Genomic DNA, 9,401 nt, shown 5'->3' with positions numbered 1-9,401 from the left:
CAATAGACCTCGAAAAATAATTGGGTATAAAACGCCTCAAGAAATTATGGATTCTGAACTAAAAAATGTAGCTTAGTATCAACTAAAAAAAAGCAACGTTTGTTGCGTTAGAACCTTGAATGCAGCACAAAATGAGAAACAATATTTTATTTTTTGTACTTATTGGATTTTTAAAATCAGGAATTAGTTATTCTCAAGATGTCAATGTTAAAATTGGAATTAGAGACAGCGTTCAATCAAAAGTATTAAATGAAAATAGACAATTAATTGTATCTCTTCCTAATGACTATGAAGTATCTAACGAAACTTATCCTATTCTCTTTTTGTTGGACGGAACTGAAAATAATCTAATAGATGCAAGGTTAGTAACATATAATCTGCGCTTGAAAATAATTATTGTAGCAATTTCAAATACCGATCGAGACAGAGATATGATGCCAATTAGCAGACCTTCTTACGAAGTAAAGAACCCTAAAGCCGAAAATTTTATTTCATTCCTAGAAACCGAATTGGTGCCATATATTGATAAAAAATATCGTACAAATGGACAGAAAACCATTCGAGGCAGGTCTTTGAGTGGATTATTTGTAATGTATGCCTTTTTATCAAAACCAGAATTGTTTGATAATTATATCGGAAATTGCGCTGGTTGGTTTGCAGATATGAACACTTATTTCAATAAACTAGTAGACAAATCTTTTCAAAACAAAGAGAATTTTAAAGGAAAGAAATTATTCGTAGCAAACTCTTTGGCTGACCCATTAGACCCAAACAAGGAAATACACCAATCAATAATTGATTTATCAAAGAGGATAAAATATGAATTAGAGGACCGAATAAAATTTGAATATATGACATACGAAAATGGTGGACACGTTCCTTATTCTAGTTTTTATGACGGAATGAAATTTATATTTGAGAAAGAATAAATAAAAACTGCACACAACAACGTGTATAATTAATTGCTAGTGTTGGCTAAGCGAAGGATCTTTTCTCACAATTCTCTATATTGCTTAGCAAAGAATAACAGCGTACTTACACGTAACTAGCCATTACACGAACACGTTTGGCTGTAATTAATTCAACTTGACTGAAGCATCTATAAAATAATTTCTATTAGTTTTTTTGATGTTAGTTGATATACTACTTTATTCTGGCTTTTTAAAGAAAACAGCATATTCCTTATCAATTCCCGTGGGACTATTTACTGGCCAATCTCTACTCAAGAAAAAAATTGAATCGTTATTTATTTCGACTATTGGATAAGAAATAAAATCATTTGTATCGAATCCTCTGTAATAATGAAGAGTATCATTTTTAATAAGCCAACCATTTACCCCACTTGGAAAACACCAATGAAAATATGCTGCTTCGGATACTGCAAGCTTAACGAGGGGTTTTGAGGGATTTTCATATGGACAGTCCCAACTGTAGCCAACCATTTTATTCGAATAAAATTGTATTGTATCAGTTCTATCTCCAGTTGGCCAATGAAGTCCCGTTTCGTAACTAATTTCAACAGATCCATCTTGCATTTCATTATAACCATACCCATAATACCATTTGCCCATCAAAATCTTTTCAGCATCAGAAGATTGTGAAAACAAATCTTCACCGTTGTATTGATTTGGCTCTGGAAAATCATCATTGTTATTGTATGGAGAACATGCAACAATAATAATTACAAACAATAGCAATTTAAATTTTATAACCATTTTATTTTCAACTATTTAACTAAAATAATAAAAATAATCTATAAATTATAAAACTACCTACAACAACGTGTATAATTAATTGATAATGTTGGTTAAGACGACAGTCCTTCCCTACTTTTTACTATATTGCTTAGCAAAGCATAACAGCGTACTTGTGCGCAACTAACCATACATATACACGTTGCTTCATTATAACCAACCACTAACCAATGATAAAATTTTTTAGAAAAATTAGACAAAATTTACTTTCAGAAGGAAAAACTGAAAAGCCTGCCAGCCGGACAGGCAGGTATTTTAAATATGCAATTGGCGAAATTATCCTTGTGGTTATCGGAATTTTAATTGCATTACAGATTAATAACTGGAATGAAAATAAAAAAACAGAACATCAACTTAATAATATCTATAAAGAAGTTGAACTAAATTTAAAATCTGATCTCTCAAATTTAGATATTGTCATAAATCAATATGAACAATTGGAATTAAGATTGGAAACTATGATTTCAGAAGAGTACTCAAATATTCCTTTAGATTCAATCAACGCCAAAAATTATTCTGAATGTATACCGTGTCAAGGTGATGTTATTGCTTTTATCCCCTTTGAATTTAAAGATAAAGGTGTAGAGTTACTTAAAACTTATAATGATTACAACGCAAAAGAAAATAAAGGCCTTACAAATGAAATTATTCAATTCTATAAAAATTTTGAACATTTAAATCTGGTACTTGACAAATTAAAGGAAGAGTCATTCAATACAATAAGATATTTTGAGGAATTTTCTTGGTACTCAGACTTTATGCATGGTAAGTACAATCCTAAAACGATAGATTTTTTTGCTAACAATAGAATTTTTAAAAATAAAGTAGTCACATATAGATTAATAGCAATTCAAAATTATTTGCCTTATTTAAGAGAATATAAAAAATCAGCAACTACATTATTAGAAAAATTAAAAACAACTAATTAAAAATAACGAAAGCACAACAACGTGTATGATTTATTGTTCGGACAGAGTGTGCTCGGGAAATTCTGCCGAATTTCCAATCTCTTCGTTCTTTTGTGCTAACTTAGTTCTCCTAGACTACAAACCATACACATACACATTGTGCTTCATTATTTCTCACTCGAACGGAATTAAATAATTATCCTAACTTTAAAGAAATATCTGACCAATGATAAAATTCTTTAGAAAAATTAGACAAGATTTACTTTCAAGAGGTAAAACAGGAAAGTATTTTAAATATGCAATTGGTGAAATTGTACTAGTAGTCATTGGAATTTTAATTGCGTTAAGTTTAAATAACTGGAATGAATCAAGGAAAAATGAGATATTGAAACAACAATTAATTGAAGACTTAATTATAGAACTACAGTCTTCGAAGGTAATAATAAATGATGCTATTGCTCTTGGTGATTCTCTAGTTGCAGACGGTCGATTGTATTTAAAACATATTGGTTTTAAAGAATTAACAATTCAAATAGATTCACTAAAAAAACTTGGAGGTTTTATAACATATGGTATTCCTTATGATCTCAATTTACCAATTTATGAAGATTCGAAATCGTCAGGCAAGCTTAGTATGATTAATAATAAGAAAGTACTAATACTTTACGCTGAAATAATGTCTGCCAACATGGGTGGAACCATTCACCGCAAAATTAGTAATGAGATGTATTATAATGGTTCTGGATGGGAACTAAGAAAAGAAATAGGATTAAGCGAAATTTTATCTACGCCTAATGAAATGCTACCTGAAAGATTTAGATTAACTGAAAAAAAATTTTTGGAAATCCTTGCACGTCCTTCTACGTTTGCCACGTTAAATAATTCTTTACAGATGAAAGTTGTAAGGATTAATTATATGAATAGAATAAGCAATGGAATGACAAAAGTTATTGCATTACTTGAACGTGAAAAAAAATAATCTTAAGTTATAAAAAATAACGAAATCGAAGATTTGACGAAGTCAAAGCACAACTAACCACTAACTAATGATAAAACTCTTCAGAAACATCCGTAAAAATCTACTTTCCGAAGGTAAAACTGGAAAATATCTAAAATATGCCATCGGCGAAATTGTACTTGTGGTTATTGGGATTTTAATTGCGTTACAGATTAATAATTTCAATACTAGCAGACAAGAAATAAAAATAGAACAAGAATATTTATTGTCATTACAAACTGAATATAAAACTAACCTAGATAAAATAAATCTTAGTCTTCAAAAAAATAAGGAACGCGTAAATGCAGTAGAGAATATGCTGACCTTATTTGACACGAATGTACTAGATACAATAAGTGATAAAGCTATATCAGATATACTGTATTCAGTTTTTTCTGGCGATGCAACTTATCAACCATCAAAAGGAGTATTAACTGATATGATCAGTTCAGGGAATCTTAATGTAATTCAAAATAAAAAACTAAGACAACGTCTTGCCTCATTTGAAAGTAAATTGGATTTTTTAAAATTAATGCGAAATACTATTACTGATTTAAAGAGCAAACTAAAAAACCAATTAAATAATAATGGAAGTATCCGAAAATTGTTGATTGATAGAGGTCGTAATTTTGAACATAAATCAATTTCTGATTCAAAGAATAATAGGCAAATCTTTAGTTTGATTGAATTTGAAAATAACCTTTTAGATTATTATCTAACAATTTCAGCAGCCAATGGACCAAGAGTTTTTGGTGGAATAAAAGAGCAAATAGAACTAATTTTAGTTGAAATTGATTTAGAAATTAATAAATAACTGACCAATGATAAAATTCTTTAGAAAAATTAGACAAGATTTACTTTCAAGAGGTAAAACTGGAACGTATTTTAAATATGCAATTGGTGAAATTGTACTAGTAGTCATTGGAATTTTGATTGCATTGCAGATTAATAATTGGAATGAAGTTCAAAAGGGTAAAATGAAAGCTACCACTATTTTGAAAGAAATTCGTTCGGATATGTTTAAAGATTTAGAGTTAATCGAAGAATTAAAACCATATTGGGGAAGAGAGATTATGTACTTTAAAAAAGTCTTACCTTCATTTAATCCTCGAAAAGAAATAACTTCCTTTGAAGGCTTTGATACTATTAGCAAAGTATCTTATTCGGAGTTATTTGGATATGATATGCCCTTTCGGTCAAGCAAAAGTGCCTACGATGCAATGATTGCTGATGGTAATTCTGACCTTATAATAAATGACACTCTATATTCAAATATTCAAAGGTTTTATACTTTTAATGCACCTACCAATGAAAATCTATTTGAAATCTTGAGGCAGGAATCATCTGATTTAAATTATAAATATGCTCATGTAATAGCTTATAAACCATATAAAAACATTAGTGATTTAACGGATGAATATTTAATTGCAGATCTTAATATTTATTTTCAATCAAAGAATTTTTATTATTGGAGAACATTTGTAATAAACCAGGAAAGTCTTAAGGATATTATTTCTCAAATTGATAAAGAATTAAAACATTAGCTGAATAAAAAATAATGTAAGCCTACCTGCGGTAGGCAGGCACAACAACATGCATAATTAACTGCTGCGCAAGTTGGTTCAGGAAATTCTACCGAATTTCCGCACTCTTCGTTCTTTTTTACTAACTTACTACTTTAACACTACTAACCATATACATAGACGTTATGCTTCATTATCTCTCACTCGAGTTAAATAATTGTTCTACCTTTCAAGAAACTACTAACCAATGATAAAATTCTTTAGAAAAATCCGTCAAAGATTATTGACTGAAAATAAGTTCAGTAAGTATTTACTTTATGCAATTGGAGAAATTGTGCTTGTGATAATTGGAATTCTAATCGCTTTAGGAATTAACGAAAATGTAAAAAATAGAAATAATTTAGAACTACGTGATTTATATATAATTCAGTTAAATGATGAAGCCAATCGTAACATAAAACGATTAAATGAAACTAATAATTTTACAATCGAAATACTTAAAGAAGTAGATACTGTAATTCAATTATTATACTCCAAAGATTACGACAACCCAAAATTGCCAACAAAATTGGATAGGATAATGCAATCCAACTACTTAAATCCTACAATGATAACTTATGAAAACTTGAAATTCTCTGGTGACCTAAAACTGTTTGATGATTTAAAATTACGAAACTCTATCTCTGAACCATACGAAACATTTAATGACATAAAAGTCGTAGAAGATTTAGATTTTGCAGGGTTCAAAGATTTTTATGAGAATTTTTTGATTTCAAATGTGAGTTTTTGGGATATGAACGTGTCCTCAAAAAGTTATGCGCAAGAAATCCATTTTCAGAATTATGTTTTGGCAAGAAGAGTATCTTTAAATCTAAATAAAGATGCATATGAAAATTCAATCGAATCCTTCAATAAACTAAAGACCATTTTTGCAGAATTAGAAAAGGATAATTAGAAAATAACGAAAGCCTATCTGCGGTAGACTAGCACAACAACGTGCATAATTAATTGCTTTGATTGTTGATTATTTGTAAAATTCCTTCGGAATTTTCTCGTGTTCGTTTTTGTTTACTAAATTAGTTACCGAAACATTCAACTAACCATATACAATAACGTTGTGCAATATTTAAAAGGTCCTCATAAAAAAAGAAAAACTATTTCATTATTGCTTTTAATCATTGGAACGGCTTTAAGTGTCGCCTTTATATTAAAGATTGAATTTCCTCAAGGATTCGAAGCTTATTTTAAAAGAGAATACTACAACCAATTTGGTCCCTTAGCAATAAGCGTTGAGCTATTAATTGCAGGCTACTACCTTTTTATAGGTCATAAAAAAACGAATTTCACTTTAGCTCTTTTTGGATTCACTTCTTTGCTAGATCCTTTCTTTAATCAAATAGGGCTTTTCAATAGCATAGTCCCATTATACGGAACAATAATTTTATCTATTTGTGCTCTGTTATGTTTATGGCTAGCATTTGCCAACACATTTAAATTAAAACGTTTATCCCATATAGCTGCTATCGTAAGTATTGTGCTAGGTATTCTTATTGAACTATTCTTCAATTACCTATAATAAACGTCAGCCAACAACGTGTATAGCTAATTACTGCACTAGTCCTTCCCTACTTTTCACTATAGGACATCCAAAGAATAATAGTGTACGTGTACGCAACGACACCTTACACAATTCCGTTGCGCTTCATTAATTCTCACTCGAACAGAATTAAATAATTATCCTAACTTTAGAGAAATAACACTGACCAAATGATAAAATTCTTTAGAAAAATCCGTCAAAGATTACTAACCGAAAACAAGTTTAGTAAATATTTACTCTATGCCTTCGGAGAAATTGTACTTGTTGTTATTGGTATTTTAATTGCCTTACAGATTAATAATTGGAATGAGAAGCATCAAGCTCAAAATAAGATGGAAAATAATTTCCAAAACTTAATTGAAGATTTGAAAAGTAATAAACTTCAACTATTGAATTTGATTGAGAGAAGGAATGAAGTCGCAAACGGAGCTAGTCTTTTAATCGATAATTATGAAAATGAAATTCAGGTCGATGAAAATGACTTTGTCGAAAAACTTTACCCTGTACTTTCTGAAAAGTATTTTGAAATCAATCGAAACGGAATTGATAAGGTTATAACATCCCCTGCATTTGAACGCGAGCAGATGGAAACTATTAGAGACCTTATCAAATCATACTTGCAGTTTTCTAGCGTTCTAAACAAATTCGAAATAAAAGAAGGTTCTGCGGTAGAACATATGGAAATGATAACTGCTGGAAACGGCTATTTTAGAACGGTTTGGAAAACATTTCGCAAAAATAGATACAAAACTACAACTGAATATAATAGTCCAGATTTTGATTTTCTAAAAATCATGAAAAATGATGAACTCTTATATCTTTTGTTTCGATATGAATTAGTAACACAAACAGCAAGTAAATATCGCTATGACCTCATTGAAAAAGGCGATGAAATAATAAAAGCGATCGAAGATTACAGAAAATAAAACAACGAATATAACTAATTGCTTCAGCTAGCTAAGACGAAGGTTCTTCCCTGCTTTTCACAATAGTATATAGCAAAGAATAATAGCGTATTTATAGGCAACTACTCATAGCCTAAACCGCTCTATCTAATGCGTTAAAAACAAATAGACCAATTAAAAAAAGACGAAAACTAATTAGTTTTCGTCTTTTGGGTTTATAAATTCAGATTGATATTTTTCTAAAAATTCTTTCTGTCTAGCAATCATTTGTTGTCTCATTTTATCTATATCCATAAAATCCTTACCAAAAGGACTTACAAAAAAATCATCATTAAAGAAACGATTACTAAAAAGTGAATCTTGAGAAAAGATATGTTCAAATCCTTCATTTTCAAACTTCGAAAAATTAGTAAAGAATCTTGATTTAAATGATTGCATTAAACTATCTTTATTTAAAGATGAAAAATCATCATATTTACTATTAGAAGACCAAGAGTAAATACTGTCATATCTAATTAAGTTTCCATTTTCATCAAATTCTTTATCAACTTTCCAAGTCCCTTTAGGCTTTACAATACTATTGTCTTCAACGTCTTTAGTTTCTTCTTTTTTTGCTTTATTTTCTTGACCATTACAGCTAAAGCTAAAAAAAGTTAATGCTAATAATAAAATATACTTTCTCATTGTTCTATATTATAAAAATTATACACTTTAAAAGATTAAGTTTTATACAAACCACCTGTTTCAGTCATCTTAATTAATCTATTTTGGTGAAATACTTCTGATAGTCTCTCTCCATTTTTATACCAAATACATTCCAAATAACTATCATTATCAGTCAAACCAAAAACTGTATCTTTCTTTGGGATATATTTTAGAACTTCCATTTTTGGTGCAAAAGTTTTTCCCTTTATTTTTACCCAATCGCCAGATTTAAATTTTCTTATCATCGTACTATCAAATTAAAAGTTAAAAAACATTATGAGGATGAGGCTTAAATTTCAGCGTCATCCTCAATACTTGCTTCAAGGTTAATAATTCAATTATGAAATCTTAATCGTCCTTGGTGGTTTTTGTTTTGCTTCTTCTTTTTTAGGCAAGTGAACACTTAAAATTCCATCCTTGTAGTTCGCATTAATCTTTTCTTCATTTACACTTTCTGGAAGCGTAAATACTCTTTTAAATGACGAATAACCAAATTCTCGACGTGTATAGTTATCTTCTTGAAGTTCATTTTCTTGCTTCGTTTCCGTAGAAATCGACAACGATTGATTATTTAGGTCAATGTGGAAATCTGATTTTTGTAGACCAGGAACTGCCATTTCCACAGTAAAAGCATCTGCTGTTTCTTTAATGTTAACTTTTGGCAGAGTGATTCCAGTATTAAAATTTGAAGTAAATACCGAAGGAAGGTCTCTATTGAATATATCATCTAACCAACTAGACCAATTAGGGAAGTTTAAGTTTGAATTAGTGTTTGCTAAACTTCCGTTTTTAGGAACATTAACTAAATTGCTCATAATTACAAAATTTTAATTAAACATTATTTCAAATTGAAATCTATTAAGACTTCACTCATAACATTGCAAAAAAAATACCACTTTTACGCCTCGCCATTTTTATAACATTTTTTGTTAATTCTCAATGAAAATTTGTCATTTTTATGAATTTTTGACATTTTTTTTCTTAATAGAATGACATATTTTCATATCGAAAT

The 9,401-nt window shown here is 29.4% G+C and carries 12 protein-coding genes; 8 read left to right on the top strand and 4 right to left on the bottom strand.

The window, feature by feature from the left end:
- Positions 1 to 131: 131 nt before the first annotated feature.
- The gene (locus N4270_RS10715; protein WP_260097103.1) at positions 132 to 929 is read left to right on the top strand and encodes an alpha/beta hydrolase; all 798 of its coding nucleotides are present in this window, start codon (positions 132 to 134) and stop codon (positions 927 to 929) included.
- A 219-nt stretch (positions 930 to 1,148) separates the two neighbouring features.
- Here N4270_RS10715 and N4270_RS10710 read toward each other — a convergent pair whose 3' ends face one another.
- Positions 1,149 to 1,715 (bottom strand): hypothetical protein, encoded by a 567-nt coding sequence (locus N4270_RS10710; RefSeq protein WP_260097101.1) that lies wholly within the window; start codon positions 1,713 to 1,715, stop codon positions 1,149 to 1,151.
- A gap of 209 nt (positions 1,716 to 1,924) precedes the next feature.
- Between N4270_RS10710 and N4270_RS10705 the strand changes: the two genes are divergently transcribed.
- From N4270_RS10705 to N4270_RS10675, 7 genes are all read left to right on the top strand, one after another.
- Positions 1,925 to 2,683, top strand: coding sequence for a DUF6090 family protein (locus N4270_RS10705; protein WP_260097099.1), 759 nt, complete (start codon positions 1,925 to 1,927; stop codon positions 2,681 to 2,683).
- Between the two features lie 205 nt (positions 2,684 to 2,888).
- A complete protein-coding gene (locus tag N4270_RS10700; RefSeq protein WP_260097098.1) occupies positions 2,889 to 3,641 on the top strand; it encodes a DUF6090 family protein in 753 nt (250 codons plus the stop codon).
- A 67-nt stretch (positions 3,642 to 3,708) separates the two neighbouring features.
- Positions 3,709 to 4,473 carry a DUF6090 family protein gene (locus N4270_RS10695; protein ID WP_260097097.1) on the top strand — a complete coding sequence of 255 codons (765 nt, stop codon included), beginning with the start codon at positions 3,709 to 3,711 and terminating at the stop codon, positions 4,471 to 4,473.
- A 7-nt stretch (positions 4,474 to 4,480) separates the two neighbouring features.
- Positions 4,481 to 5,203 (top strand): DUF6090 family protein, encoded by a 723-nt coding sequence (locus tag N4270_RS10690; protein ID WP_260097096.1) that lies wholly within the window; start codon positions 4,481 to 4,483, stop codon positions 5,201 to 5,203.
- A gap of 226 nt (positions 5,204 to 5,429) precedes the next feature.
- Positions 5,430 to 6,137, top strand: a complete 708-nt coding sequence (locus N4270_RS10685) for a hypothetical protein (RefSeq protein ID WP_260097095.1) — start codon at positions 5,430 to 5,432, stop codon at positions 6,135 to 6,137.
- A 162-nt stretch (positions 6,138 to 6,299) separates the two neighbouring features.
- Positions 6,300 to 6,758, top strand: a complete 459-nt coding sequence (locus tag N4270_RS10680; protein WP_260097093.1) for a hypothetical protein — start codon at positions 6,300 to 6,302, stop codon at positions 6,756 to 6,758.
- 191 nt (positions 6,759 to 6,949) lie between these two features.
- Positions 6,950 to 7,705, top strand: a complete 756-nt coding sequence (locus N4270_RS10675) for a DUF6090 family protein (RefSeq protein ID WP_260097091.1) — start codon at positions 6,950 to 6,952, stop codon at positions 7,703 to 7,705.
- Positions 7,706 to 7,879: 174 nt separating this feature from the next.
- Here the strand turns inward: N4270_RS10675 and N4270_RS10670 are convergent, their stop codons facing one another.
- The 3 genes from N4270_RS10670 to N4270_RS10660 all read right to left on the bottom strand — a co-directional run bounded on the left by N4270_RS10670 (position 7,880) and on the right by N4270_RS10660 (position 9,204).
- Positions 7,880 to 8,368, bottom strand: coding sequence for a hypothetical protein (locus tag N4270_RS10670; protein ID WP_260097090.1), 489 nt, complete (start codon positions 8,366 to 8,368; stop codon positions 7,880 to 7,882).
- A gap of 35 nt (positions 8,369 to 8,403) precedes the next feature.
- Positions 8,404 to 8,634, bottom strand: coding sequence for a hypothetical protein (locus tag N4270_RS10665; protein ID WP_260097089.1), 231 nt, complete (start codon positions 8,632 to 8,634; stop codon positions 8,404 to 8,406).
- A gap of 93 nt (positions 8,635 to 8,727) precedes the next feature.
- Positions 8,728 to 9,204 (bottom strand): Hsp20/alpha crystallin family protein, encoded by a 477-nt coding sequence (locus tag N4270_RS10660; RefSeq protein ID WP_260097088.1) that lies wholly within the window; start codon positions 9,202 to 9,204, stop codon positions 8,728 to 8,730.
- Between the last annotated feature and the right edge of the window lie 197 nt (positions 9,205 to 9,401).

The organism is Psychroserpens sp. SPM9 (assembly GCF_025153525.1).
Lineage (GTDB): Bacteria > Bacteroidota > Bacteroidia > Flavobacteriales > Flavobacteriaceae > Psychroserpens.
Note: the sequence above shows the minus strand (reverse complement) of the source record. Positions and strands in the feature narration are given on the sequence as shown.

Coding starts and splice junctions, on each gene's coding strand:
- N4270_RS10715 (WP_260097103.1), top strand. CDS start 132: ATGAGAAACAATATTTTATTTTTTGTACTTATTGGATTTTTAAAATCA.
- N4270_RS10710 (WP_260097101.1), bottom strand. CDS start 1,715: ATGGTTATAAAATTTAAATTGCTATTGTTTGTAATTATTATTGTTGCA.
- N4270_RS10705 (WP_260097099.1), top strand. CDS start 1,925: ATGATAAAATTTTTTAGAAAAATTAGACAAAATTTACTTTCAGAAGGA.
- N4270_RS10700 (WP_260097098.1), top strand. CDS start 2,889: ATGATAAAATTCTTTAGAAAAATTAGACAAGATTTACTTTCAAGAGGT.
- N4270_RS10695 (WP_260097097.1), top strand. CDS start 3,709: ATGATAAAACTCTTCAGAAACATCCGTAAAAATCTACTTTCCGAAGGT.
- N4270_RS10690 (WP_260097096.1), top strand. CDS start 4,481: ATGATAAAATTCTTTAGAAAAATTAGACAAGATTTACTTTCAAGAGGT.
- N4270_RS10685 (WP_260097095.1), top strand. CDS start 5,430: ATGATAAAATTCTTTAGAAAAATCCGTCAAAGATTATTGACTGAAAAT.
- N4270_RS10675 (WP_260097091.1), top strand. CDS start 6,950: ATGATAAAATTCTTTAGAAAAATCCGTCAAAGATTACTAACCGAAAAC.
- N4270_RS10670 (WP_260097090.1), bottom strand. CDS start 8,368: ATGAGAAAGTATATTTTATTATTAGCATTAACTTTTTTTAGCTTTAGC.
- N4270_RS10665 (WP_260097089.1), bottom strand. CDS start 8,634: ATGATAAGAAAATTTAAATCTGGCGATTGGGTAAAAATAAAGGGAAAA.
- N4270_RS10660 (WP_260097088.1), bottom strand. CDS start 9,204: ATGAGCAATTTAGTTAATGTTCCTAAAAACGGAAGTTTAGCAAACACT.